This window comes from Streptomyces sp. NPDC104831, from assembly GCF_055583025.1.
Genome location: NZ_JBVJOT010000007.1, coordinates 20,988 through 46,547, shown reverse-complemented (window position 1 = coordinate 46,547; position 25,560 = coordinate 20,988). Strand labels below are relative to the sequence as shown.

The 25,560-nt window shown below is 71.2% G+C and carries 24 protein-coding genes and 1 riboswitch; of the genes, 13 read left to right on the top strand and 11 right to left on the bottom strand.

The window, feature by feature from the left end:
• Positions 1-33 precede the first annotated feature (33 nt).
• From ACZ63H_RS07060 to ACZ63H_RS07050, 3 genes are all read left to right on the top strand, one after another.
• Positions 34-294 (top strand): UBP-type zinc finger domain-containing protein, encoded by a 261-nt coding sequence (locus ACZ63H_RS07060; RefSeq protein WP_318201455.1) that lies wholly within the window; start codon positions 34-36, stop codon positions 292-294.
• A gap of 279 nt (positions 295-573) precedes the next feature.
• A complete protein-coding gene (locus tag ACZ63H_RS07055) occupies positions 574-990 on the top strand; it encodes an ATP-binding protein (protein ID WP_030609825.1) in 417 nt (138 codons plus the stop codon).
• 17 nt (positions 991-1,007) lie between these two features.
• Positions 1,008-2,120, top strand: coding sequence for an RNA polymerase sigma factor SigF (locus ACZ63H_RS07050; RefSeq protein ID WP_469862812.1), 1,113 nt, complete (start codon positions 1,008-1,010; stop codon positions 2,118-2,120).
• 113 nt (positions 2,121-2,233) lie between these two features.
• Here the strand turns inward: ACZ63H_RS07050 and ACZ63H_RS07045 are convergent, their stop codons facing one another.
• Entirely contained in the window at positions 2,234-2,686 is a 453-nt protein-coding gene (locus ACZ63H_RS07045; RefSeq protein WP_469862811.1) for a hypothetical protein, read from the bottom strand.
• A 147-nt stretch (positions 2,687-2,833) separates the two neighbouring features.
• Between ACZ63H_RS07045 and ACZ63H_RS07040 the strand changes: the two genes are divergently transcribed.
• Together ACZ63H_RS07040 and ACZ63H_RS07035 are read left to right on the top strand one after the other, a co-directional pair.
• Positions 2,834-3,802: a diacylglycerol/lipid kinase family protein gene (locus tag ACZ63H_RS07040; RefSeq protein ID WP_469862810.1), complete on the top strand. Its 969-nt coding sequence runs from the start codon at positions 2,834-2,836 to the stop codon at positions 3,800-3,802.
• 321 nt (positions 3,803-4,123) lie between these two features.
• Positions 4,124-4,381 carry a WhiB family transcriptional regulator gene (locus tag ACZ63H_RS07035; RefSeq protein ID WP_003992873.1) on the top strand — a complete coding sequence of 86 codons (258 nt, stop codon included), beginning with the start codon at positions 4,124-4,126 and terminating at the stop codon, positions 4,379-4,381.
• A 206-nt stretch (positions 4,382-4,587) separates the two neighbouring features.
• Here ACZ63H_RS07035 and ACZ63H_RS07030 read toward each other — a convergent pair whose 3' ends face one another.
• Together ACZ63H_RS07030 and ACZ63H_RS07025 are read right to left on the bottom strand one after the other, a co-directional pair.
• Positions 4,588-6,054, bottom strand: a complete 1,467-nt coding sequence (locus ACZ63H_RS07030; protein ID WP_469862923.1) for a sensor histidine kinase — start codon at positions 6,052-6,054, stop codon at positions 4,588-4,590.
• 331 nt (positions 6,055-6,385) lie between these two features.
• Entirely contained in the window at positions 6,386-7,018 is a 633-nt protein-coding gene (locus ACZ63H_RS07025) for a TetR/AcrR family transcriptional regulator (RefSeq protein ID WP_469862809.1), read from the bottom strand.
• 93 nt (positions 7,019-7,111) lie between these two features.
• Here ACZ63H_RS07025 and ACZ63H_RS07020 point away from each other — a divergent pair, with 93 nt between their 5' ends.
• The 8 genes from ACZ63H_RS07020 to ACZ63H_RS06985 all read left to right on the top strand — a co-directional run bounded on the left by ACZ63H_RS07020 (position 7,112) and on the right by ACZ63H_RS06985 (position 17,148).
• Complete coding sequence (locus tag ACZ63H_RS07020; RefSeq protein WP_469862808.1) at positions 7,112-7,864, top strand: SDR family oxidoreductase; 753 nt, start codon at positions 7,112-7,114, stop codon at positions 7,862-7,864.
• A gap of 111 nt (positions 7,865-7,975) precedes the next feature.
• Complete coding sequence (nagB, locus tag ACZ63H_RS07015) at positions 7,976-8,761, top strand: glucosamine-6-phosphate deaminase (RefSeq protein WP_469862807.1); 786 nt, start codon at positions 7,976-7,978, stop codon at positions 8,759-8,761.
• A 481-nt stretch (positions 8,762-9,242) separates the two neighbouring features.
• On the top strand, positions 9,243-10,004 hold the full coding sequence (locus ACZ63H_RS07010; RefSeq protein WP_469862806.1) for a GntR family transcriptional regulator: 762 nt from the start codon (positions 9,243-9,245) through the stop codon (positions 10,002-10,004).
• A 135-nt stretch (positions 10,005-10,139) separates the two neighbouring features.
• Positions 10,140-10,403 (top strand): DUF3311 domain-containing protein, encoded by a 264-nt coding sequence (locus ACZ63H_RS07005; protein WP_469862805.1) that lies wholly within the window; start codon positions 10,140-10,142, stop codon positions 10,401-10,403.
• Complete coding sequence (mctP, locus tag ACZ63H_RS07000) at positions 10,400-12,028, top strand: monocarboxylate uptake permease MctP (protein ID WP_469862804.1); 1,629 nt, start codon at positions 10,400-10,402, stop codon at positions 12,026-12,028. Before ACZ63H_RS07005 ends, mctP begins: the two co-directional genes overlap by 4 nt.
• Positions 12,029-12,302: 274 nt before the next feature.
• Positions 12,303-12,431: riboswitch (cobalamin riboswitch) on the top strand.
• Between the two features lie 123 nt (positions 12,432-12,554).
• Positions 12,555-14,927, top strand: coding sequence for a ribonucleoside-diphosphate reductase subunit alpha (locus ACZ63H_RS06995; protein WP_469862803.1), 2,373 nt, complete (start codon positions 12,555-12,557; stop codon positions 14,925-14,927).
• The gene (locus ACZ63H_RS06990) at positions 14,927-15,937 is read left to right on the top strand and encodes a ribonucleotide-diphosphate reductase subunit beta (RefSeq protein ID WP_469862802.1); all 1,011 of its coding nucleotides are present in this window, start codon (positions 14,927-14,929) and stop codon (positions 15,935-15,937) included. The genes ACZ63H_RS06995 and ACZ63H_RS06990 overlap by 1 nt, the downstream gene beginning before the upstream one ends.
• Positions 15,938-16,185: 248 nt before the next feature.
• Positions 16,186-17,148 (top strand): GlxA family transcriptional regulator, encoded by a 963-nt coding sequence (locus ACZ63H_RS06985; protein WP_469862801.1) that lies wholly within the window; start codon positions 16,186-16,188, stop codon positions 17,146-17,148.
• 22 nt (positions 17,149-17,170) lie between these two features.
• On the opposite strand, the gene ACZ63H_RS06980 is transcribed toward ACZ63H_RS06985, so the two are convergent.
• The 8 genes from ACZ63H_RS06980 to ACZ63H_RS06945 form a co-directional block, all read right to left on the bottom strand.
• Positions 17,171-18,550 carry a bifunctional albaflavenone monooxygenase/terpene synthase gene (locus tag ACZ63H_RS06980; RefSeq protein WP_469862800.1) on the bottom strand — a complete coding sequence of 460 codons (1,380 nt, stop codon included), beginning with the start codon at positions 18,548-18,550 and terminating at the stop codon, positions 17,171-17,173.
• The gene (gene cyc1, locus ACZ63H_RS06975; RefSeq protein ID WP_469862799.1) at positions 18,547-19,626 is read right to left on the bottom strand and encodes an epi-isozizaene synthase; all 1,080 of its coding nucleotides are present in this window, start codon (positions 19,624-19,626) and stop codon (positions 18,547-18,549) included. Before cyc1 ends, ACZ63H_RS06980 begins: the two co-directional genes overlap by 4 nt.
• Positions 19,627-19,917: 291 nt before the next feature.
• Positions 19,918-20,568 (bottom strand): peptide deformylase, encoded by a 651-nt coding sequence (def, locus tag ACZ63H_RS06970; protein ID WP_467933619.1) that lies wholly within the window; start codon positions 20,566-20,568, stop codon positions 19,918-19,920.
• Between the two features lie 126 nt (positions 20,569-20,694).
• The gene (locus ACZ63H_RS06965) at positions 20,695-21,675 is read right to left on the bottom strand and encodes a hypothetical protein (protein WP_469862798.1); all 981 of its coding nucleotides are present in this window, start codon (positions 21,673-21,675) and stop codon (positions 20,695-20,697) included.
• A 99-nt stretch (positions 21,676-21,774) separates the two neighbouring features.
• Positions 21,775-23,055, bottom strand: a complete 1,281-nt coding sequence (locus ACZ63H_RS06960; protein ID WP_469862797.1) for an HD-GYP domain-containing protein — start codon at positions 23,053-23,055, stop codon at positions 21,775-21,777.
• Positions 23,052-24,356: an HD-GYP domain-containing protein gene (locus ACZ63H_RS06955; protein WP_469862796.1), complete on the bottom strand. Its 1,305-nt coding sequence runs from the start codon at positions 24,354-24,356 to the stop codon at positions 23,052-23,054. The genes ACZ63H_RS06960 and ACZ63H_RS06955 overlap by 4 nt, the downstream gene beginning before the upstream one ends.
• Before the next feature lie 111 nt (positions 24,357-24,467).
• A complete protein-coding gene (gene rsrA, locus ACZ63H_RS06950; RefSeq protein ID WP_467933624.1) occupies positions 24,468-24,779 on the bottom strand; it encodes a mycothiol system anti-sigma-R factor in 312 nt (103 codons plus the stop codon).
• Positions 24,776-25,465 carry a sigma-70 family RNA polymerase sigma factor gene (locus tag ACZ63H_RS06945; RefSeq protein ID WP_467933625.1) on the bottom strand — a complete coding sequence of 230 codons (690 nt, stop codon included), beginning with the start codon at positions 25,463-25,465 and terminating at the stop codon, positions 24,776-24,778. Before ACZ63H_RS06945 ends, rsrA begins: the two co-directional genes overlap by 4 nt.
• Positions 25,466-25,560 lie beyond the last annotated feature (95 nt).

The window sequence follows — 25,560 nt, the reverse complement described above, 5'->3', positions numbered from 1 at the left end:
GGTCATCCGCACACAAGTCGTAATCTGGCAATCATGAAACAGTGCACGCACGCCGACGCGCTGCCGCACCCGGAACCGGAGCCGCTCGCCGGGACGTGCCCGGAGTGCCTGCGGGACGGCACCCACCCGGTGCAGCTGCGGCTGTGCCTCACCTGCGGTCACGTCGGCTGCTGCGACTCCTCGCCGGGTCGGCACGCGACGGAGCACTACGCGCGCACCGGGCATCCGGTGATGCGGACCTTCGAACCCGGCGAGGACTGGCGGTGGTGCTTCGTGGACCACGTGCTCGTATGACCCGCGCTCGTGTGACACTGCTTGTGGCGGCTTCCGCACGACGGTTCGAGCATCTGACGTCTGGGTACGTCAATCCGGCGCGCGCTCTTCCCATTTGGGCCCACCCACCCTCTAGACACGGAGCGTATCCGGAGTTTTACTGTGAGTGACGCCAGGGGGTTGGGGTCCCGGGGACAGGAATGTTCGGAGCGCGATAGCGTCACCGCTTGAACCACGTACGCGTTACCCCGGGGGGCGACTCTCGGCCCCCGTAAAGCTTGTACCACCATGGAGGTGAGGGTGTCCCAGATCGCAGGCGAGCCCGCGGCGAACCAGGACTTCGTGGAAGTCCGGCTGCCGGCTGCGGGTGCCTACCTGTCGGTGCTGCGGACGGCCACGGCCGGTCTGGCGGCCCGCTTGGACTTCACCCTGGACGAGATCGAGGATCTGCGCATCGCCGTGGACGAGGCCTGCGCGATCCTGCTCCAGCAAGCCGTGCCCGGCTCGGTGCTCAGCTGTGTCTTCCGCCTCGTCGACGACTCGCTGGAAGTGACGGTGTCGGCGCCGACCACGGACGGCCACGCCCCCTCGCGGGACACGTTCGCCTGGACCGTGCTGTCGGCCCTCGCGGGCAAGGTCTCGTCCGCCGTGGACGAGGACAAGACGGTGTCGATCAGTCTCTACAAACAGCGTGGCGTCGGCCCCGGGCCGGCGTGAGGAACGGGGACGGGCCGGTGCGGGACGAAGAGCGCGGCACACGGGAGCTGCCGACCGGGGACGGGGGAGCCCCCTGGTCGGGTGACGCCGAGACCTCCGGGGCCGACCCCCGGGAGGGATCCCGGCGCATGGCGGACGGCATCGACGGCATCCCCGAGCAGGCCAGGTCCCACCCGGAGGGCGGCTCCGCGCGGGCCGACGGTGACGCTGCCGGACAGGGCACGCCGCCGACGGCACACGACGGCGCCGCGTCCACCGTCCGCGCGGGGGCGAGGGCTCGTGGAAGGGGTACGGGCGGGACGATGAGCGAGCACGAGCGACACGCCGAGGACGAGACGCCGGACACGGAGTCCGTGCGGGCCGTGCAGCACGACGCCCAGGACCGCAGCGGGGCGCGGGCGCTGTTCGTCCAGTTGCGCTCGCTGCCCGACGGCAGCCCTCAGTACGCGGAGCTGCGCAATCAGCTCGTCCGTATGCACCTGCCGCTCGTGGAGCACCTGGCGCGCCGCTTCCGCAACCGCGGCGAGCCGCTGGACGACCTCACCCAGGTCGCCACGATCGGTCTGATCAAGTCCGTCGACCGGTTCGACCCCGAGCGCGGGGTGGAGTTCTCCACGTACGCCACCCCGACCGTCGTCGGCGAGATCAAGCGGCACTTCCGCGACAAGGGCTGGGCGGTCCGCGTGCCGCGCCGGCTCCAGGAACTGCGGCTCTCGCTGACCACCGCGACGGCCGAGCTGTCCCAGCTGCACGGCCGGTCCCCGACCGTGCACGAGCTGGCCGAGAAGCTGGCCATCTCGGAGGAGGAGGTCCTGGAGGGCCTGGAGTCGGCGAACGCGTACTCCACGCTGTCCCTGGACGTCCCCGACACGGACGACGAGTCGCCGGCGGTCGCCGACACCCTGGGCGCGGAGGACGAGGCGCTGGAGGGCGTGGAGTACCGCGAGTCCCTCAAGCCCCTGCTGGAGGACCTGCCGCCGCGCGAGAAACGGATCCTGCTGCTGCGCTTCTTCGGGAACATGACCCAGTCGCAGATCGCGCAGGAGGTCGGCATCTCCCAGATGCACGTCTCCCGGCTGCTGGCCCGCACCCTGGCCCAGCTGCGGGAGAAGCTCCTCGTGGAGGAGTGAGCCCGGCCGCCCGCCCGGCGCGGTGAACCCCGGCCCCGCTTCGTGGCCCCCGCCCCCGTGGATCCATCCCGGTCGGCCCGTGAGCCCTGCCTCGTGCGCCCCGCCGGCGGTTCCTACTCGGCCCGGCCCGGCCCCTTGATCCCGAGGGCCCGGGTCGTCTCGCCGTTGACGAGGAGGACCAGCGCGGCGATGGCGACCGCGGCGAGGGCGACACCGGCCGGGATGGCCATGCTGTCGGCCTGGACCAGGCTGTAGGCCACCGGGAGCGCCATGAGCTGGGTGATCACCGCGGGTCCACGGCTCCAGCCGCGCCGCAGCAGCAGCCCGCGCGCGGCGAGCAGCGGCAGCAGCGCGAGCACGATCAGGGTGATGCCGAGGGTCACGGCCTGCTGGCGGTCGTCCGGTTCACCGGTGACCCCGCGGACGAGCACCCACAGGCCGCCGGCCACCAGCACGGCGCCCTCCAGCGCGGCCAGCACCGCCGCGTACGTCAGCCGGCGCGGACGAGGCCCCTCGGCCGCGGCCGGCTCGGCGGTGGCGGGGGCGGGGTTCTGCTGACTGCTCACCCCTGAAGGGTAGCCGTCACGCCCCGGCGGCGGCCCGGGACCCGGCGGGACGCGCCCGGCGAGCGTGGCCAGGCTCACGTCCCCGCTTCTTACCGGACCCCTACCTCGGTCTGGGCCGAATACCCCCCAGTAGGTACGCTGCCATGCATGCGTGCACTTCTCGTGGTCAATCCGGCGGCTACCACCACAAGCGCACGCAGACGTGATGTGCTCATCCACGCGCTGGCGAGCGAGATGAAGCTGGAGGCGGTCACCACCGAGTACCGCGGCCACGCCCGCGACCTCGGCCGGCAGGCGGCGGAGAGCGACGACATCGACCTGGTGGTGGCGCTCGGCGGCGACGGCACGGTCAACGAGGTCGTCAACGGCCTCCTGCACGCCGGCCCGGACCCGGAGCACCTTCCCGGTCTGGCCGTCGTCCCCGGTGGGTCCACCAACGTCTTCGCCCGGGCCCTGGGCCTGCCCAACGATCCCGTCGAGGCCACCGGCGCGCTGCTGGACGCGCTGCGCGACGGCACCGAGCGGATCGTCGGACTCGGGCTGACGTCGGGGCCGCCGGGCAGCGAGGACGAGGCGGTGCCGGCCCGCTGGTTCACCTTCAACGCCGGGCTCGGCTTCGACGCGGGCGTGGTGGGCCGGGTCGAGCAGCAGCGCGAGCGCGGGAAGAAGTCGACGCACGCCCTGTACGTCCGGCAGGTGGTCCGGCAGTTCCTGGGCGAGCCCAACCGCCGGAACGGCACGATCACCCTCGAACGGCCCGGCGCGGATCCCGTGGAGGACCTCGTCGTCGCCATAGTCTCGAACACGTCGCCGTGGACGTATCTCGGCAACCGCCCCATGTACACGTCGCCCAAGGCGTCGTTCGACACCGGCATCGACGTGCTGGGTCTCAGCCGCCTGTCGACGGCCGCGGTTGCCCGGTATGGCACCCAGTTGCTCACTTCGTCCCCCGAGCGCGGACCGCACGGCAAGCACGCGTTCTCCCTCCATGATCTGGATCGGTTCACCTTGCATTCGAAGGTGCCGCTGCCCCTCCAGATGGACGGTGACCACCTCGGGCTGCGCACGAGCGTGACGTTCACAGGCGTACGCCGTGCACTGCGTGTGATTGTGTGAGCGGAACGGGCAAAAGTCCTTTCACTCGAACGTTTAGGCCAGGATCCACCCCATGGAAGTACGGCTGTGACCTAGTCGACACCGAGGAATCAAAAAAAACTTTCCGGAAGGGGTTGTATCCGTCGCCGAGGTTTGCGAGTCTCTACGTGGCGATCGGGACGGCCCGCAACACCGGCCTCCACTGATCACCGGAACCCCTCTTCAAACCAAGGACCACGCCGGGTGTGAACTCGGCGGTCGGCCCTTCACCTGTTGGGGGATTCGTGAAAGCGTTCACATTCACAAGCAACCTGCACGTAATACCAAGGAGAGGTAGCAGCCATGGACTGGCGTCACAACGCCGTTTGCCGCGAGGAAGACCCCGAGCTCTTCTTCCCCATCGGCAACACCGGTCCTGCGCTGCTGCAGATCGAGGAAGCCAAGGCCGTCTGCCGTCGCTGCCCGGTGATCGAGCAGTGTCTGCAGTGGGCGCTTGAGTCCGGCCAGGACTCCGGCGTCTGGGGTGGTCTCAGCGAGGACGAGCGCCGTGCCATGAAGCGCCGCGCCGCCCGCAACCGGGCCCGTCAGGCCTCCGCCTGACATACCCACCCCTGCTGACAGCCTGAGCTTGGCGGCGCGCACAGCACGTACGCATCTCCCGCCCCCGAGCCGCAGCGCGCAGTTCCCCCGGAGCGCTTAGCGATACAAGCAGAGCAGCAACGAGCATCAGCCTCGGACCAATGGCGGTCCGGGGCTTTTTGCTGTGCCCGGGGCGTCGCCGGCGCGGGCGCCGGCCGGGGCGGTGCCTACTTCTGGGCCCGCACCGGGATGTCGAGGATCACCCGGGTCCCCCGCCCGGCCGCCGGCACCATGTCGAAGGATCCGCCCAACTCCCCCTCCACCAGCGTCCGTACGATCTGCAGACCGAGGTTTCCCGAGCGGTGCGGGTCGAAGCCCTCGGGCAGACCGACGCCGTCGTCCTGGACGGTGACCAGCAGCCGGGCCTCCTTGGTGGTGCCGCCACGCACCGCGGAGACCTCGACCGTGCCGGTGTCGCCCTCGCGGAAACCGTGTTCCAGGGCGTTCTGCAGGACCTCGGTGAGGACCATGGACAGCGGGGTGGCGACCTCGGCGTCGAGTATGCCGAACCGCCCGGTGCGGCGGCCGGTCACCTTGCCCGGCGAGATCTCCGCGACCATGGCCAGCACCCGGTCCGCGATGTCGTCGAACTCCACCCGCTCGTCCAGGTTCTGGGAGAGCGTCTCGTGCACGATGGCGATGGAGCCGACCCGGCGGACCGCCTCCTCCAGGGCCTCCCGGCCGCGCTCGGACTCGATGCGCCGGGCCTGGAGCCGCAGCAGGGCCGCGACCGTCTGGAGGTTGTTCTTCACCCGGTGGTGGATTTCCCGGATGGTGGCGTCCTTGGTGATCAACTCGCGCTCTCGGCGCCGCAGTTCGGTGACGTCCCGGAGCAGCACCAGCGAACCGATGCGGATGCCCTTGGGCTTGAGCGGGATGGCCCGGAACTGGATGACGCCGTCGTGCGCCTCGATCTCGAACTCGCGCGGCGCCCAGCCGCTGGCCACCTTGGCCAGCGCCTCGTCCACCGGGCCGCGGGTGGGGGCGAGTTCGGCGGTGGTCTGCCCGAGGTGGTGACCGACCAGGTCGGCGGCGAGGCCGAGCCGGTGGTAGGCGGACAGGGCGTTCGGGGAGGCGTAGTGGACGACGCCGTCCGCGTCCAGCCGGATGAGGCCGTCGCCGACGCGCGGGGAGGCGTCCATGTCGACCTGCTGGCCGGGGAACGGGAAGGAGCCGGCCGCGATCATCTGCGCGAGGTCGGAGGCGCTCTGGAGGTAGGTCAGCTCCAGGCGGCTCGGGGTGCGCACGGTGAGCAGGTTGGTGTTCCGGGCGATCACGCCGAGGACGCGGCCCTCCCGCCGTACCGGGATCGACTCGACCCGTACGGGAACCTCCTCGCGCCACTCCGGATCGCCCTCGCGCACGATCCGGCCCTCGTCCAGCGCCGCGTCCAGCATGGGCCGCCGGCCGCGCGGGACCAGGTGGCCGACCATGTCGTCCTGGTACGAGGTCGGGCCGGTGTTGGGCCGCATCTGGGCCACCGAGACGTACCGCGTGCCGTCCCGGGTGGGGACCCAGAGCACCAGGTCGGCGAAGGAGAGGTCGGAGAGCAGCTGCCACTCCGAGACCAGCAGGTGCAGCCACTCGAGGTCGGAGTCGTCCAGGGCGGTGTGCTGGCGTACGAGTTCGTTCATGGAGGGCACGTGTGCGAGCGTACCCGGGGCCTCACGATGGCCGGAAAAACACCCGCGGGCCGCGGCGCCTGGAAGGGACCCTCAACCCTCACCGGCACCGCAGCCCGGAGCATCAACGGCCGTGGGGTGTGCGGTCCCGGTCGGCCGAAGGTCGAGGAGCCGGGGCAGTCAGGGCAGAGAGCACCGGATCCTCGGTCCGCCTTCCTGTGCGGGGAAGACGGAGGCTTGTTGTTCGATTCTGGACTAGACCAGTACGGCGTGTCCATGGCGTGGAAGGCGTCCGTGCGCGGAGGCCGTGGCACGCGATGCCACGCAGCCTAGCCCGCCCGGGTCAGTCGTGGGGCCAGATGGCCATGGCAATTTCCGCGAGTGCTTCCAGTTCCTCCCGGCGTGCGCCGTCGCGGGCCTGCTGGGACATGCCCTGGAGCATGGCACCGGCATGGCGGGCGAGGGCGGCGGCGTCGGTGCCGGGCGGCAGCAGCCCGGCCGCGACGTCCGTCCGGATCCGGGACTCCAGGGCCGCGATGTTGGCGTTGCGCCGCTCCCGCAGCAGCGCCTCCACCTCGGGGTTGGTGCAGTTGGTGGCGGCGTGGATGATCATGCAACCGTGGGGATGGGCCGGGTCGGTGTACCGGGCGGCGGCCTCGCGCAGCACGCGCTCGACGCCCTCGCGGGCCGTGGGCTCCTCGGCGAGGGCGCGATCGGCGAAGGCGCCGTGGCCGCCGGCGTAGACGCGGACGACCTCGTCGAAGAGGGACCGCTTGTCCCCGAAGGCCGCGTACAGGCTGGGGGCGCCGATCCCCATGACGCGGGTGAGGTCGGAGACCGAGGTGGCTTCGTACCCCCGCTCCCAGAAGGCCGTCAGCGCCTTCTCCAGCGCCGTGGCCCGGTCGAAGGAGCGCGGCCTGCCCCGCGTCCGGCCCGCGCCGCCGCTCTTCGCCTGCGTGTCCTGCCCCGTCGCCATGGACACCATTTTATAGCGAGCCCTAGAAAAATGTCGGCGGGGTGGTGTACGGTTTTTTTGTAACGACCGCTAGACAAATCTGGAGGGGCGGCCATGGGTGCGCTGACAGGGAAGACGGCGCTGGTCACGGGGGCGAGCCGGGGTATCGGGCGGGGCATCGCCGAGCGGCTGGGGCGTGACGGGGCACGGGTGGCGGTGCACTACGGCACCAACGCGAAGGCGGCCGGGGAGACGGTGGCCGCGATCGAGGCGGCGGGCGGCTCGGCGTTCGCGATCGGCGTGGAGCTGGGCACCCCCCAGGACGCGGAGCGGCTGTGGGAGGAGTTCGACCGGCACGCGGACGGGCTGGACATCCTGGTGCACAACGCGGGCATCGGCACCGCGGGCTCTTTCGAGGAGATCAAGGAAGAGGAGTACGACCGGCTGTTCGCGGTGAACGTGAAGGCCCCGTTCTTCCTGACCCGGCTCGGCGCGGACCGGCTGCGCGACGGCGGGCGGGTGGTGAACATATCGTCCGGCCTGGCGCGGACCGCCGCGATGCCCCACCTCATGGCCTACTCGATGACCAAGGCGGCGCTGGACGTCTTCACCCGGGACCTGTCCAAGCTGCTCGGCCCCCGCGGGATCACGGTGAACTCGGTGGCGCCCGGGATCATCGACACCGACAACACCGCGGACTTCCTGCACGGCACGGAGGACGGTCAGGCCTGGGCCACCGCGCTGTCGGCACTGGGACGCGTGGGAACGCCGGCGGACGTCGCCGACGTCGTGGCCTTCCTGGTCTCGGAGGACGGGCGCTGGGTGACCGGTCACTGGCTGGACGCGACAGGGGGTTCCCTCAGCTGAGAGTTTCCCGGACCTTCCCCGCTTCTTTCCGCGCCTCGGGACCCCGCCTCTGTTAGATTGGTCTAAACCACATAGAGAGCACAGAGCCCACTTCAGAACGGCAGGCCCAGCGTGGAAGTTGTCATCGTTCCGGACGCCGCGGCGGGCGGCGAGCTGATCGCCGAGGCCATGGCCCAGCTGCTGCGACGCAAGCCCGACGCCCTGCTCGGCGTGGCCACCGGCTCCACTCCGCTGCCCATCTACCAGGCGCTGACCGCCAAGGTGCGCTCCGGCGCCGTGGACGCCTCCCGGGCGCGGATCGCGCAGCTGGACGAGTACGTCGGGCTGCCCGCGGACCACCCCGAGTCCTACCGCTCGGTGCTGCGCCGCGAGGTGCTGGAGCCGCTGGGCATAGGGATGGACGCGTTCATGGGGCCGGACGGCACGGCGGAGGACGTCCAGGCGGCGTGCGAGGCGTACGACCGGGCGCTCGCCGGGGCCGGCGGGGTGGACCTCCAGCTGCTCGGCATCGGGACCGACGGGCACATCGGGTTCAACGAGCCCTGCTCCTCGCTCGCCTCGCGCACCCGGATCAAGACGCTGACCGAGCAGACCCGGATCGACAACGCGCGTTTCTTCGACGGCGACATCGAGCAGGTCCCGCACCACGTCATCACCCAGGGCATCGGGACGATCCTGGAGGCCCGGCACCTGGTGCTGCTGGCGACCGGCGAGGGCAAGGCGGACGCGGTCGCCGCGACCGTCGAGGGCCCGGTCGCCGCGGTCTGCCCCGCCTCCGCGCTCCAGCTCCACCCGCACGCCACGGTGGTCGTCGACGAGGCCGCCGCGTCCAAGCTGAAGCTGGCCGACTACTTCCGCCACACCTACGCCAACAAGCCGCAGTGGCAGGGCATCTGACGGGAGTCACCGGCCGGGGAGTCCGGACCGGGCCGTGAGGGAGCGCGTCCCCGCCACGGCCTGAAGGCGTCCGCGGACCGAAGGGGCCGGGTGCGCTCCCCAGGCCGGACGGCTGCGGCCCTTGGTCACCGGCCGGGCGGGGAGCGTCGGCGGTCCGGCCGGCCGCGGCCGGATTGCGCCGTACGCCGCCGGCCGGACCGCGCCCTTGCCGCCCCCGCGCCGCTCCTCCCCCGCGCACCGACCCAGGCGACCGGGGCCCGCCCGTGCCACCGGCCCCGCCGCCCCTGTCCCACTCCTCCGTTCCGTCGGCGGTCGCGCGGCTCCCCGGGGGATGGACTAGACCAACAGCGGGTGCGGCGGTATACAGAGGGGATCACGGAGCGTGCGGGCGGGGTGCCGGCACAGCAACCCGTGCCACGATGTGAGCCGTGGCCGATGGGATGTCGGTCGCTTTCGGCACCCGGAGCCGGGAAGGCAGACCATGAGCACCGACGTCAGCAGTGCGGAGAACGAGGCAGGCATCACCCGTACCGCGCGCGTGCCCAAGTACTACCGCTTGAAGAAGCATCTGCTCGACATGACGCAGACGCAGGCGCCGGGCACGCCGGTCCCGCCCGAGCGCACGCTGGCCGCCGAGTTCGACACCTCCCGGACCACCGTGCGCCAGGCCCTGCAGGAACTGGTCGTGGAGGGCCGGCTCGAACGCATCCAGGGCAAGGGCACCTTCGTCGCCAAGCCCAAGGTCTCCCAGGCGCTCCAGCTCACCTCCTACACCGAGGACATGCGGGCCCAGGGCCTGGAGCCGACCTCGCAACTGCTGGACATCGGGTACATCACCGCCGACGACCGGCTGGCCGAGCTGCTCGACATCACCGCCGGCGGACGTGTGCTGCGCATCGAGCGGCTGCGCATGGCCAACGGCGAGCCGATGGCGATCGAGACCACCCATCTGTCGGCCAAGCGCTTCCCCGCCCTGCGGCGATCGCTGGTGAAGTACACCTCGCTGTACACCGCGCTAGCCGAGGTTTACGACGTCCACCTCGCCGAGGCCGAGGAGACCATCGAGACCTCCCTGGCCACCCCCCGCGAGGCGGGTCTGCTCGGCACCGACGTGGGCCTGCCGATGCTGATGCTCTCCCGCCACTCGCTGGACCGCCACGGCAAGCCGGTGGAGTGGGTGCGCTCGGTCTACCGCGGGGACCGGTACAAGTTCGTCGCCCGGCTGAAGCGCCCGGTGGAGTAACCGCCGGGTCATCGGCCGCACACGTTCGCTGAATCGATATACCGATATGCGGACGAGGGCTTTCGCTGTCATGACACAGTCACCTAGATTTCCTGCTCATTGCACAGGTGATCAGCGAGGGGACGGAGCCGTGCCATGTCCGAAACGCCTGAAGTGAGACCACCGGTGGTGACACCGGGAAGGGTGATCATCGCCCTGTGTCTCGTCGCGCCCTTCGTGGCGATGCTGTGGGTCGGCTCGTACGCCAAGACCGACCCCGCACTCATCGGGATCCCGTTCTTCTACTGGTACCAGATGCTCTGGGTGCTGGTCTCCACCGTTCTCACCATGCTGGCGTACAAGCTCTGGCAGCGTGACCAGCGCGCCCGCGGGGAAGCGAACGGGGGTGCGGCGAAGTGAAGGACGGTGTCAACGGAGTCGCGCTCGGCGTCTTCATCTTCTTCTTCCTGGCCGTCACGGTCATGGGCTTCCTGGCCGCGCGCTGGCGCAGGTCCGAGAACGAGCACTCCCTGGACGAATGGGGCCTGGGCGGACGGTCGTTCGGCACCTGGATCACCTGGTTCCTGCTCGGTGGTGACCTCTACACGGCGTACACCTTCGTCGCCGTGCCGGCGGCGATCTACGCGGCGGGCGCGTCCGGCTTCTTCGCGGTGCCGTACACGATCCTCGTGTACCCGATGATCTTCACGTTCCTGCCCCGCCTGTGGTCGGTCTCGCACCGCCACGGCTACGTCACCACCTCCGACTTCGTGCGCGGCCGGTTCGGTTCGAAGGGCCTGTCGCTGGCGGTGGCCGTGACCGGCATCCTGGCGACGATGCCGTACATCGCGCTCCAGCTGGTCGGCATCCAGGCGGTGCTGGACGTGATGGGCGTCGGCGGCGGCGAGAACACCAACTGGTTCGTGAAGGACCTGCCGCTGCTCATCGCCTTCGGTGTGCTGGCGGCCTACACCTACTCCTCGGGCCTGCGCGCCCCCGCCCTGATCGCGTTCGTCAAGGACACGCTGATCTACATCGTCATCGTGGTGGCGATCATCTACATCCCGATCAAGCTGGGCGGGTTCGACGACATCTTCGCCAAGGCGGGCCACGCCTTCGGCCAGGTCAACCCGGCCACCGGCAAGCCTCGCGGGGCGGTGACGCCGCCGGAGGCGGGCCAGTGGACGTACGCCACGCTGGCGCTCGGCTCGGCGCTCGCGCTGTTCATGTACCCGCACTCGATCACCGCGACCCTGTCGTCGCGCAGCCGTGAGGTGATCCGCCGCAACACCACCATCCTGCCGCTGTACTCCCTGATGCTGGGACTGCTGGCGCTGCTGGGCTTCATGGCGATCGCGGCCGGGGTGAAGGTCTCCAACGGCCAGCTCGCCATCCCGCAGTTGTTCGAGGACATGTTCCCGGACTGGTTCACGGGCGTGGCGTTCGCGGCGATCGGCATCGGCGCGCTGGTCCCGGCGGCGATCATGTCCATCGCGGCGGCCAACCTGTTCACCCGGAACATCTACAAGGACTTCATCAGGCCGAACGCGACGGCCGCGCAGGAGACCAAGGTCTCCAAGCTGGTCTCCCTGCTGGTGAAGGTCGGCGCCCTGGTCTTCGTGCTCACGATGGACAAGACCGTCGCCATCAACTTCCAGCTGCTGGGCGGCATCTGGATCCTGCAGACGTTCCCCGCGCTGGTCGGCGGCCTGTTCACCCGCTGGTTCCACCGCTGGGCGCTGCTGGCCGGCTGGGCGGTCGGCATGGTCTACGGCACGGTGGCCGCGTACGGGGTGGCCTCGCCGACGCAGAAGCACTTCGGCGGCTCCGCGAAGGAGATCCCCGGCATCGGTGAGATCGGCTACATCGGCCTGACGGCGTTCGTGCTGAACGTCCTGGTCACCGTGGTCCTCACGGTCGTCCTGAAGGCCGTGAAGGCGCCGGAGGGCATCGACGAGACCAAGCCGGAGGACTACACGGCGGACTCCGGCGACCCGGGAGTCCAGGTGGAGCTGCCGGCCGCCACGGCCGGCGCCGGCCACTGAGGCACCGGGCCCACTCCGCGCGACGGGCCGCCGGGAGCACACTCCCCGGCGGCCCGTCGCCGTACCCGCCCGCCCTGCCGGTCCGCCGTACCCGGCACCGGGCCCCGCCCTGGGCCGGCACGGCGTCGCGCCGCCCGGCGGTGTCACCCGCGCCGGTACCGGCGGACGCCGGAGATCCGCCCCCCCACCGCCGGCCTCACGCTCCCCGTCCGTCCGTTGACCGTCCGGAGCGGGGGCGACACAACATCTGGGGGTGAGGGGACAGCCCGGCACTAGATGTATGCTCGTCCTCGCTGTCGTCGCAGGGGAATCCGGTGCGAATCCGGAACTGTCCCGCAACGGTGTGACTCGCGTGTCCGCGCGCCTGTCCAGTCCGAAGACCTGCCGACGGCCCACCCGGCCTCCCGGTCCGGGTGTGTTCCGACGTCCGGGCCTCGTGGAATGGGCCGGCGGACGCGACGCCGTGCGCGCTCGTGGTCGCCCCTGCCCTCCGCCAGGCCCCGTGCCGAGCGAGGGAGACCCCCACGTGACCATCGCGCCAGCAGACCCGGCTTCGGTCAGCGCACCGGAGACCGACGGTCCCGGTGCCGCGCTGCTGCGGACCCTGTCCGAGCTGACGGCCGACCTGCCCGACGCCGATCCCGGCCGGGTCGCCGCCGCCGCGCTGCGCGGCCGGTCCGCGCGGGCCGACGAGGCGGAACTGCGCGAGCTGGCCACGGAGGCCGCCGCCGGCCTGATCGCCGAGGACCCCGCCTACTCCAGGCTCGCCGCCCGGCTGCTCACCCTCGCGATCCGGGCCGAGGCCGCCTCCCAGGGCGTGTCGTCCTTCACCGGGTCGATCGCGGTGGGCCACCGCGAGGGCCTGGTCGCCGACCGCACCGCCGCGTTCGTCCGCGCCCACGCCGAGCGGCTGGACGCGCTGGTGGAGTCGGCCGTCGCGGAGGGCGCCGACGACCGCTTCGGCTACTTCGGCCTGCGCACCCTGCACAGCCGCTACCTGCTGCGCCACCCGATCACCCGCAAGGTCGTCGAGACCCCCCAGCACTTCATGCTGCGCGTGGCGAGCGGGCTGGCCGAGGACGACACGGTCCGCTCCCTGGACGAGGTCGCCTCCCTCTACGGCCTGATGAGCCGCCTGGACTACCTGCCCTCCTCCCCCACACTGTTCAACTCCGGCACCCGGCACCCCCAGATGTCGTCCTGCTACCTGCTGGACTCCCCGCTGGACGAGCTGGACTCCATCTACGACCGCTACCACCAGGTGGCCCGGCTGTCGAAGCACGCCGGCGGCATCGGGCTGTCGTACTCCCGTGTCCGCTCGCGGGGTTCGCTGATCCGGGGGACGAACGGGCACTCCAACGGGATCGTGCCGTTCCTGAAGACCCTCGACGCCTCGGTCGCCGCCGTGAACCAGGGCGGCCGGCGCAAGGGCGCCGCCGCCGTCTACCTGGAGACCTGGCACTGCGACATCGAGGAATTCCTCGAACTGCGCGACAACACCGGCGAGGACGCCCGCCGCACCCACAACCTCAACCTCGCCCACTGGATCCCCGACGAGTTCATGCGCCGCGTCAACAGCGACGCCCAGTGGTCCCTCTTCTCCCCCGCCGACGTCCCCGAACTCGCCGACCTGTGGGGCCGGGACTTCGACACCGCCTACCGCAAGGCCGAAGCCGCCGGCCTCGCCAGGAAGACCCTCCCCGCCCGCGAGCTCTACGGCCGCATGATGCGCACCCTGGCCCAGACCGGCAACGGCTGGATGACCTTCAAGGACGCCGCCAACCGCACCGCCAACCAGACCGCCGAACCCGGCAACGTCATCCATTCCTCGAACCTCTGCACCGAGATCCTGGAAGTCACCAACGACGGCGAAACGGCCGTCTGCAACCTCGGCTCCGTCAACCTCGGCGCCTTCGTCCACGACGGCGACATCGACTGGGACCGCCTGGACACCACCGTCCGCACCGCCGTCACCTTCCTCGACCGCGTCGTGGACATCAACTACTACCCCACCGAACAAGCGGGACGCTCGAACGCGAAATGGCGACCCGTCGGGCTCGGGGTGATGGGCCTCCAGGACGTCTTCTTCAAGCTGCGGCTGCCCTTCGACTCGGCCGAGGCCAAGGCCCTGTCCACGCGGATCGCCGAGCGCATCATGCTCGCCGCGTACGAGACCTCCGCCGACCTCGCCGAACGCAACGGCCCCCTGCCCGCCTGGCGGAAGACCCGCACGGCACAGGGCGTCCTCCACCCCGACCACTACGGCGTCGAGTTCACCTGGCCCGAGCGCTGGGACGCCCTCCGCGAGCGCATCGCGAAGACGGGCATGCGCAACTCGCTGCTGCTGGCGATCGCTCCGACGGCCACCATCGCCTCGATCGCGGGCGTGTACGAGTGCATCGAGCCGCAGGTGTCGAACCTGTTCAAGCGCGAGACCCTGTCCGGGGAGTTCCTCCAGGTCAACTCCTACCTCGTGCAGGACCTCAAGGACCTCGGTGTCTGGGACGCCCGCACCCGCGAGGCCCTGCGCGAGGCCAACGGCTCCGTCCAGGACTTCCGGTGGATCCCCGAGGACGTCCGCACCCTCTACCGCACCGCCTGGGAGATCCCCCAGCGCGGCCTGATCGACATGGCCGCCGCCCGCACCCCCTACCTGGACCAGGCCCAGTCGCTGAACCTGTTCCTGGAAACCCCCACCATCGGCAAGCTCAGCTCGATGTACGCCTACGCCTGGAAGTCCGGGCTGAAGACCACGTACTACCTGCGCTCGCGGCCCGCGACCCGCATCGCCCGCGCCGCCCAGGCACAGCCCACCCTCCCCGCACAGCAGACCGCCGCGGACCCCGAAGCGGTCGCCTGCTCCCTGGAAAACCCCGAGTCCTGCGAGGCCTGCCAGTAATGACCCGCAACACCCACCTGCTCGACCCCGGCTTCGAACTCACCCTGCGCCCCATGCGCTACCCCGACTTCTACGAACGCTACCGGGACGCCATCAAGAACACCTGGACCGTCGAAGAGGTCGACCTCCACTCCGACGTCGCCGACCTCGCGAGGCTCACCCCCGAGGAACAACACCTCATCGGCCGCCTCGTCGCCTTCTTCGCCACCGGCGACTCCATCGTCGCCAACAACCTCGTCCTCACCCTCTACAAACACATCAACTCCCCCGAAGCACGCCTCTACCTGTCGCGCCAGCTGTTCGAGGAAGCCGTCCACGTCCAGTTCTATCTGACCCTCCTGGACACCTACCTCCCCGACCCCGACGACCGCGCCGCCGCCTTCGCCGCCGTCGAGAACATCCCCTCCATCCGCGAAAAGGCAGAATTCTGCTTCAAGTGGATCGACGAGGTCGAAAAGATCGACCGCCTGGAAAGCAAGGCCGACCGGCGCCGCTTCCTGCTCAACCTCATCTGCTTCGCCGCCTGCATCGAAGGACTCTTCTTCTACGGCGCCTTCGCCTACGTCTACTGGTTCCGCAGCCGCGGCCTCCTGCACGGCCTGGCCACCGGAACCAACTGGGTCTTCCGCGACGAGACCATGCACATGAGCTTCGCCTTCGACGTCGTCGACACCGTCCGCAAGGAAGAACCCGACCTCTTCGACGACCAGCTCCGGCAGCAGGTCACCGACATGCTCGAAGAAGCCGTCGCCGCCGAGCTCCAGTTCGCCCGCGACCTGTGCGGCGACGGCCTTCCCGGCATGAACACCCAGTCCATGCGCCAGTACCTCGAATGCGTCGCCGACCAGCGCCTCACCCGCCTCGGCTTCGCCCCCCTCTACGGCTCCGAGAACCCCTTCTCCTTCATGGAACTCCAAGGCGTCCAGGAACTCACCAACTTCTTCGAACGCCGCCCCTCCGCCTACCAGGTCGCCGTGGAAGGCACCGTCGACCTCGACGAGGACTTCTGATCCCTCCCCGCTCCGCGGCCCTCCTGGCCCTGCCCGGTCCGCCGGCCCACGCGCCTGTCGCGCAGGAAGCCGAGCAGGGACGGGAGGGCCAGGAGGACCAGGATCCCGAGGGTCAGTCCGATTCCGATCACGCCTTCGATCTGGTTTCCGTTCATGGACACCACTGTCGCGCCGGCCGCCCCTGACCGGCAGTGGCAGGACTGCCGTAGACCCTCGAATTACTGCCACTGACAGGGCAGACTGGCGGCATGCTGAAGAACGTGGCCGCCGTGCTGCTGGACGGGGTGCATCCCTTCGAACTGGGTGTCGTGTGCGAGGTGTTCGGCATCGACCGCAGCGATGACGGGCTGCCGGTGTACGACTTCGCCGTCGCGTCGGCGGAGGGGCCCGGCCTCGGCACCCCCTGCGGGTTCACGGTGTCCACGCCGTACGGCCTGGAGCGGCTGGAGGAGGCCGACCTGATCGCCGTACCGGCCGGTGAGGGCTTCGCGGCGCGCGCGTACCCGGAGGAGCTGCTCGCGGCGCTGCGCCGGGCGGTCGACCGGGGCACCCGGGTGCTCAGCGTCTGCTCCGGGGTGTTTGTGCTGGCCGCGGCGGGGCTGCTGGACGGGCGGCGGTGCGCGGTGCACTGGCACCACGCCGAGCAGCTCTCCCGGCGCTATCCCCGGATCGAGGTCGAGCCGGACGTGCTGTACGTGGACGAGGATCCCGTGATCACCTCCGCCGGCACGGCCGCCGGGATCGACGCCTGTCTGCACCTGGTGCGCAAGGAGCAGGGCCCGGAGGTGGCCAACAAGCTGGCCCGCCGGATGGTGGTGCCGCCGCACAGGGACGGGGGGCAGGCGCAGTTCATCGAACGGCCCCTGCCGAAGGCACCGGTCGACACGGTCGGGGAGGTGCTGGCGTGGCTGGGGGCCCACCTCGACCAGGAGGTCACGGTGGACCAGCTCGCCGCCCGCGCCCACATGGCGCCGCGCACCTTCGCCCGGCGCTTCAGGCAGGAGACGGGGACCACGCCCTACCGCTGGGTCCTGCGTCAACGTGTGCTGCTCGCCCAGGAGTTGCTGGAGGGCACGGACGAGACGATGGACGCGATCGCCTGGCGCACCGGGTTCGGCACGGCCGCCGCGCTGCGCCATCAGTTCGTCCGGGCGCTGGGTGTCACCCCCCACGCCTACCGGCGCGCGTTCCGGGGCCCCCAGGCCGCCTGAGCGCACGCCGGCACCGGGCGGCCTACCAGGGCCTCGGGCGCAGCAGCAGGCGGTGCGGGCGCAGCGTGATCCCCACGCGGGTGGTGTCGTCCGAACCGGCGGCCGGCTCGAAGCGGTACTTCGCCGAGACCGCCGCGGTGATCAGGCTCAGCTGGGCCATGGAGAAGTGGTCGCTCGGGCACTTGCGGTTGCCCACGCTGAACGGGCTCATGGCGTACTTGGGCACGTCCTTGGCCCGCTCGGGCAGCCAGCGGTCCGGGTCGAAGTCGAGGTGACGGTCGTAGGAGCGGCCGTCGCGCTGGATCGCGTACGGGCTGTAGACGATGTCGGCCCCGGCCGGGATGCGGTAGCCGCCGAGGACGGTGTCCGTCACCGCGCGCCGGGTCAGGATCCACACGGCCGGCCGCAGTCGCATGGCCTCGACGACGACGTTGTTGGTGTGCCTGAGCGAGCGGACATGCTCGAATCCGACCGGTCGACCGCCGGTCACGGCTTCGACCTCGGTCCGTACCTTCTCGGCGTGTTCCGGGTGCTCGGCGAGGAGCTGGAGCAACCACATGATCGTGGAGGCCACTGTTTCGCTGCCGGGCGTGAGTATCGCGACGACCTGGTCGTGGATCTCCTGCTCCCCGATGGGGTGGCCGTTGTCGTCCTTCGCCTCCAGCAATGCCGTCAGCAAGTCGTCCGGCCTTCGCCCGGAGGCCCTGCGCTCGGCGACGATCTCGTCCACCAGCAGGTGCAGGTCGGCCAGCGCCCGGTTGAATCGGCGGTTGGCCGGGAGCGGCAGCCGGTACAGCGGCCCGAGCGGGATCACCATCCTGCGGTACATGCCGCGGAAGACGGTGGCGAGGTCGGCGCTGAGCCGTTCCGCGCGCTCGTCCATGTAGTCGCCGCGCAGCAGGCAGCGGGCGGCGACGCGGACGGCGACGCGGAAGGACTCGATGGTGCAGTCGATGGTCCGGCCGGGCTGCCAGCGCTCGGTCAGGGCGTGCGCCTCCTCCTCCATCACCGCGCCGTAGGCCGGGATCGCGTCGAGCCGGAACGCGGGCTGGATGGTGCGCCGCTGCCGCCGGTGCCGGGGGCCGTTCGCGGTGGCCACGCCCTCCTTGCCGAGCAGTCCCTCCAGGGACTCCCACAGCGGGCCGTCGATCACGAAGTCGGGGCTGAGGGCCAGGGCTCCGGTGAGTTCCGGCGTGGTGACGGCGTACACCGTCTTGGGGCCGAGTCTCAGGCGTACGACGTCGCCGTGCTCGCGCAGCGCGGACACGAAGGCGAGCGGATCGCGGACCAGTCTCGGTCCGTGTCCGAGGACGGGCAGGGCTCCGCCGGCCAGGGGCGGTTCACCGAGCGGGGACGTGCCGGGGCGGGCGGGGGCCTGGGGCTTCACCGACTCGACGGTCATTTCTCACCTGCCGCTTCGTTCGTGACGTACGGGGGCGTGGCGCGGTCGTCCCAGCTGTCGACCCGGTACCGGCCGGACTCGTGGTGGAACCAGTAGACGGAGCTGAACCAGTTGCGCATATTGCCGACGCAGGTCCGGACCGTATTGCCCAGTTCCCGGCCGCGTGCCGTACCGTCGTCGATCCGCCGGGCGAGTACGAGCGCGTTCCGCTCGGCTTCGAGGAATTCGACGGCGCATTCCTCGACGCGCCGTCTGATGGCGTCCACCGCTTCTTCGAGGGTCAGTCCGGCATGGGCGACGAGACTGATGCCGAGGTTGTGCACCTCGTCGCCGGCGATTTCCTTCGGCAGTGAGCAGAGGTCGTTGTACCAGGCGGCGAATTCCTGGCTGAGCAGCGCCGCCCGGCGGTATGCGGGATTCTTCCGGACGGCTTCCGGGAGTTCGCATCCGGCGCTGGGTTCCAGCAGATCCGTCCATATCCAGTGGGCGAAGGTGAGCCGGCGCAGGGCGAGGTACTCGTCGACGGTGGGGATGCGTCCCTCGGTACGGTTGCGGAACTCCCGGTCGTAGGCCTCGATCACGGCGTGGAAGTGGCGGGCGAACCGCTGGTTCCAGGTGTGCGGCAGGAAGCCGTACAGCCGCAGCACGCTCTCCGCGAAGCCCGCCACGAGGGGGTCGGGGTGGTACAGGTGGGACCGGGGCGCGTCCAGGGCCGTGTGCAGCCGGTGGCGCAGCAGCCGCCAGCCGGCGACCCGGCCGTGGACGATGTCGCGGTCGTGGCGGTCGTCCCAGGCGAAGAACCAGGCGCTGTAGTCGGCTATGGCCTGCAGGACCTCGTCCGGGGCGCCCAGGTAGTAGCCCGCCATGAGGTCGGTGTAGCACAGTCCATCGGCATATTCCGCTACCTTGTCCGCCGACATCAGCCGCTTTTCCAGCAGCCACAGCCGCGTCTTCTCCTGAAGCTTTGGCCAATACGGGTGCAGTCGCCGCGGAAAGGAGGACTCGATCACCGGGAGTGCCAGCGAAGGCGGGACCGCGACCGCCGTCGCCGTGGTGCTGCGTGGGAAAGCTTGCACAGGACAAACCCCTCTCAGCCGCCAGGAGCGCACACCTCTCCCCTTGTGCCGGGTGTGCGCCGTTGCGTATCCCCGTACTTACATTCAGCACCACAAGTGACCGTTGTGGGAACGGATTTGGTCCACTCACCACCCCAAAGTGGCGAGACAGCCCCCTTGTCTGACCGAATGGGGCGCACGGGGGCGGCGGAGCAAAACGGACACGCGATGCTCGAACAAGCGAACGGCGGCAACACGAAGGCGCCCGGCGGGAAAAATCCCGGCCGGGCGCCGCGGCGGACCCGGGGGGGGTCAGTCGTTGGCGACCACGGGGTAGCGCGGCTCGTTCTCGGCCATCTGCCGCAGCGCGTCCTTGCGGTCCCGCTTGGAGAGCCGGTCGATGTACAGGTAGCCGTAGAGGTGGTCGGTCTCGTGCTGGAGGCAGCGCGCGAAGTAGCCGGTGCCCCGGACCTTGATCGGGTTGCCCCGCTCGTCCTGGCCGGTCACCTCGGCGTAGTCGGGACGCGCGAGGGCGGCGTACGCCGTGGGGACGGACAGGCAGCCCTCGTTGCTGTCGTCGAGCCGGCGGCGATCGGCGGGCAGGTCGACCAGCTTCGGGTTGCACACCACGCCGACGTGCCGGACACCCTCGTCGTCCTGGCAGTCGTAGACGAAGACCTTGCGGTCGACACCGATCTGGTTGGCGGCCAGGCCCACGCCCTCGGCGGTGCGCTGGCTCGCGAACATGTCGGCGACCAGTTGCTGGAGCTCCTCGCCGAACTCGGTGACGTCCTGGCACTCCTTGTGCAGGACCGGGTTGCCGACGACCGTGATCGGCCGCGAGGTGCCGCGCTCACGCCAGGCGTTCTCGCGCTCCTCGCAGTTCTCCGTGTCGACGACATAGCCCTCGTCGTCGACCGGGAGCACGCCCGCGTCCTGCTGATCGGTGTCCTGCTGCGCCATGACCGACGTACGCCTTCCTCAAAGAACAGGGGGAGATGTTGCTGGTACAGGTTACGTGGCCGCGCCCCTGGGGGGCGCGGGGAACTCCGCCACCGGCCACGGCGGCGCCGCGGCCGCGCGCGGTGCTCAGCACACCTCTTCGAGGTCCCGCCAGTCACGCGAATCCGGGCTGTCGGCGACCCATCCGTCGAGCAGCCCCCGGACCAGCGAGGGCGGCGCGGCCACCCCGCACTCCCGCTCGGGCACCCACAGCTGCCCGTCCGTCCGGTGCCCCAGCGGCCCGGGATGCCCCGGCTCGCTGTGGTCGTGCGGGTCCAGGTGCACCCCCTCCCCCTCGTCGGAGGGCATCCGGGACTCGCTGCACATCCGGCACAGCAGCCGCACCGAGGACGACCAGTCCTCCGCGGCGAACCCCGCGTCGGCGGCCAGCTGCTCCAGCGCGTCCCGGTCGGCCTCGGTGGCCGCCTCCAGCAGGACCACCCAGGTGGGCACGGGGGACGGCGCCCACAACTCGATCTCGTCGAAGACCGGGTAGGAGTGCCCGGTGGAGGTGGTGCGCTCGCCGTGCGGGACGCCGTCGTGCAGCACGACCTCGCCCCAGCGCCGCCCGGACGAGGGAAGCGGGATGGACAGCACCTCCAGCCGGGCCGGGTCCAGCCGCCGGCCCCAGACGACCTCGGCCTCGCCCTCCGGGGAGAGCCGTACGGCCGCGCTGCCCAGCTCCATGCCGAGCGGCTCGGCGGTGGCGGCGGAGCCCCCGGGCACCTTCAGCCCGTACGCCTGCCAGGCGCGGCGGGCCAGCGGCCAGTCCTGGAGGGCGGTCGCGGCGATGCCGACGTTCCACCAGTCGGGCGCCCCGGTGTCCCGGTCGAGCAGGGCGACCGCGCGCAGTCCGGCCGCGCGGGCCTGCTCCCAGTCGTGCCGGAACTTGTGCAGCAGCGCGAGGTTGAACCAGGACTCCGACAGCCAGGGTTCGAGATCGGCGGCCCGTGTCAGCAGTTCGCCCGCGTCCTCGTACCGGCCGTCGCCGATGAGTGTGAACGCGCGGTCGGTGGCCTGCCGCCAGGAGGCGGAGGGCCGGTGCCGTCCCTTGCCGAAGATCCTCACGATTCCCGCCTGCCAGTTCCATTTCCCGCTGTGGGCTGGCTTGTGCCCCCGGACACCCTCTCCCTCGCATCCAACCACGTACGGCGGGAAAGGTGCTCATTACCCATGGGTTACCCAGCCGGGCGCGGGGTCAGACAGTCCCGTCCGTCTCACCGGCACGCGTTCCCGCGCCGCCTGGGGCTGGGACAGTACCCGGGCGAGCGAATCCATCACCCGCGGGTCGTACTCCCGGGCGGTGCGGAGCCCGAGTTCCTCCAGCGCGCGCGAGGAGCCCTCGGGGCCGGCGTCCCGGCTCTTCTCCTCGTAGGCGTTGACGGCCCGGACGATGCGGGCGGCGAGCGGCTGCTCGGCGTAGGGGTCGGCCTGCCGCTCCACCACGTCGGCGACGGCCGGGTCGACCCCGGTCTGCCGGACGACGGCGCCGCCGAGCAGGGCGATGCGCCGCTGCTCCGCGGCGGGCAGGGCGGCGGTGGCGCCGGCCGGGACCGGGTCGACCAGGCTGAGCTGGCCGATGTCGTGCATCAGGGCCGCGTACTCCAGCACGGTCAGCTCCGGCCGGGTCAGCCCGAGGTCCCGGCCCACGGCGAGGCTGAGCGCGGCCACCCGGCGCGCGTGCCCGGCGGGGGTGCAGCCGGCGATCTCGGTGGCGCGGGCCAGCGAGGCGATGGTCTGCCGGTAGGTGGCGCGGACCGCCGCGTACCGGCGCACGGACAGCTGGACCAGCAGCAGCGGCAGGCAGAACACGGGCAGCGCCCACAGCCCGGCGACGGCGACCGCGAGCGCCATCACCGCACCGGTCGCGACGACGGCGGAGCCGATGCCGAGCAGCCCGCGCACCTCCTCGCGCAGCAGCGGGCCGAACGGCCAGCCGGTGCGGCAGTGGGCCAGCGCGGCGGCCAGCACGGTGCCGCACAGGGAGGTCAGGGCGAGCAGGGTGAGCAGCAGCAGGGCGTAGGCGGATCCGCACCAGCCGGTGAAGACACCCTCGTTGTACAGGGGTTGGAAGCAGAGGGCGGCGAAGCCGACGGTGAGGATCCGGCGGGCCAGGTGATCGGCGGTGGGGGCGCGGCCGGACCAGATGTGCGGAACGGCGCCGAGCAGCGCGGCGACGAGGACGACGGTGACGACCTGGGCGGCGTCGTGCTGGCTGGGCCGCCCGGCTACGGCGCCCAGCAGGGCGTACGACAGCGAGCCGGCGGCGCCGAGGGGCGCGGCCTGCCGGGCCCGGTCGTCGCTCCACCGGGCCAGCTCGCCCACGGTGACGAGCAGCCCGAAGGCGAGCGCGTCGCCCCGGTCGGCCAGGCCGGTCCACAGGGTGTCGGCGAGGGAGCCGGCCGCGGCGAGGGCGGCGGCGGTGTGGATGAGCCGCAGCACGGTCATCGGTGCGCCCCGGTGCGCGGGGCCCGCTCGGCGGGTGCGGTGCCGTGGGCCGGTTCGTCCGCGGTGACCGCCGGGCGCCAGCCCTCGCGGCGCAGGGCGCGGACCAGCGCGCGCACCATGCGGGGGTCGAAGTGCGCGCCGGCGCAGCGCTCCAGCTCGGCGACGGCGGCCTCGACCGGGCGGGCCCGGCTGTAGCAGCGGGTGGAGGTCATGGCGTCGAAGGCGTCCGCGACGGCGACGATCCGGGCGCACTCGGGGATCCGGTCGCCGGCCAGGCCGTAGGGGTATCCGGTGCCGTCGAGCCGTTCGTGGTGGTGGAGGATGGCCGAGCGGGCCTCGCCGAGGAAGGAGATCCCGCGGACCATCTCGTGGCCGTACTCGGGGTGCAGTTCGATGATCCGGCGTTCCTCGGGGGTGAGCGGCCCGTCCTTGCGCAGCAGCCGGGTGGGCACGCCCAGCTTGCCGACGTCGTGCAGGATGCCCGCGAAGCGCAGCACCTCCACCCGGTCGTCGTCCAGGCCGAGTTCGCGGGCGATCAGCACGGAGGCCTGCCCGACGCGTTCGCTGTGGCCGCGGGTGTAGCCGTCCTTGATGTCGACGGCCTGGACGAGGGCGCGGATGGTCGCCTGGTGGGCGGCGCGCTCACGGTGGTACTGGGCGAACACCCACCAGGAGACGCACATCGGCAGCAGCACCAGCAGCGCGGACACCGGTCCGTAGGGGCTGCGCCACAGCACGGCCATCATCAGGCCGGCGAGTCCGTGCGCCGCGACGGGGGCGAGGGAGCGGGCCAGCAGGCCGCGCCAGGTCCGGCACGGCGGCACCAGCCCGGCGGCCGAGCGCAGGCCGCCGTCGAGCACGGTGAGCACCAGGCAGAAGGCGAGCACGGCGGCGCCGGCCGGCAGCAGGGCGTAGGGGAAGTCGGAGCCGGCCACGGCGGCGCGGCCGCCGAGCGCCTCGTGCACCCGGGCGGCGGCCCACACGGCGAGCACGGGCCGCGCGGCCCGCCACACGCGCCGGGGCAGGGCGGGCCGGTGGCCGACCGGGCAGAGCAGGGCGGCGGGCACCGGGACCAGCGCGGCGGCCGACGCCGGCAGCAGGAACGCTCCGGCGAGCAGCACGGGGTAGAAGGTGCCGCCGAAGCGCCGGTGCACGGCGTGCTCACAGGCCGCGTACAGTGCGGCGAGCAGGGTGGGCGCCGCCCAGGCGCCGGGGGTGTCCGGCGGGCGGGACAGGCAGAGGGCGCCCAGCAGGGCGACGGCGGCCACATAGCCGCGTGCCCTTGCCGGTACCGCGTCCATCACGCCCCTCCCCGACCGTGTCTGTCCAGGCTCGGAGCCTAGGACGGCAATCGGGGGGTGTGGGGCTTATGACCTGAGGATTAGCACGTACGGGTGATTTGACCCGGCGTGTCAGGACTCCTGGGGCGCGGTCGGCGCCCGGGTCACGTCGTGCTCCGGGACGGTCTGCCCGGAGCGGATCAGCTCGATCCGCCCCATGACCTTGGCCCGCAGGTCGGCCGGCACGTCGTCATGCCCGCAGCACCGCTTGACCAGCTTCTTCACGGCCTGCTCCAGGCCGTACTTCTCCAGGCACGGCGAGCATTCCTCGAAGTGGTGCTGGAACTTGTCGCGATCGATGTCCGGCATCTCGCTGTCGAGGAACTCGTACAGGTGGTCGAGGACCTCACCGCAGTCCGTCTCGTGCGGCTCTCCGCAGCTCATGAGCCCGAGCCTTTCGCTTCGTTCGACTCTCCGGCGCCCGCCGGGACCAGCCCGCGCTCCCGGGCGTAGTCCTCCAGCATGCCGCGCAGCTGACGGCGGCCCCGGTGCAGCCGGGACATCACCGTACCGATGGGTGTCCCCATGATGTCCGCGATCTCCTTGTAGGCAAAGCCCTCTACATCCGCCAGATAGACGGCGATGCGGAACTCCTCGGGGATCGCCTGGAGGGCTTCCTTCACGTCCGAGTCGGGCAGATGGTCGAGCGCCTGCGACTCGGCGGAGCGCAGCCCCGTCGACATGTGCGACTCGGCGCGCGCGAGCTGCCAGTCCTCGATCTCCTCGGCCGCGCTGCGCTGGGGTTCGCGCTGCTTCTTGCGGTACGAGTTGATGAAGGTGTTGGTGAGGATCCGGTACAGCCACGCCTTGAGGTTGGTGCCCTCGCGGAACTGGTGGAAGGACGCGTACGCCTTGGCGTAGGTCTCCTGCACCAGGTCCTCGGCGTCGGCCGGGTTGCGCGTCATGCGCAGCGCGGCCGAGTACATCTGGTCGAGGAACTCGAGCGCGTCCCGCTCGAAGCGCGCGTTGCGCTGCGCGCCCGTCTCGTCGGACGCGCGGATGCCCTGGCCCTCGGGCAGCTCCGCCTGGCCGTTGTCGGTCCCTGCGTCGGTCCCAGTGACCGGACCCACCTCCTCAAGATCCCGGGCGGGACCGAAACCGATCCCACTCGTTTCGGAGGATAGAACACGACCCGCACCCGCCGCCGCTCGAATAGGAGCCGTCC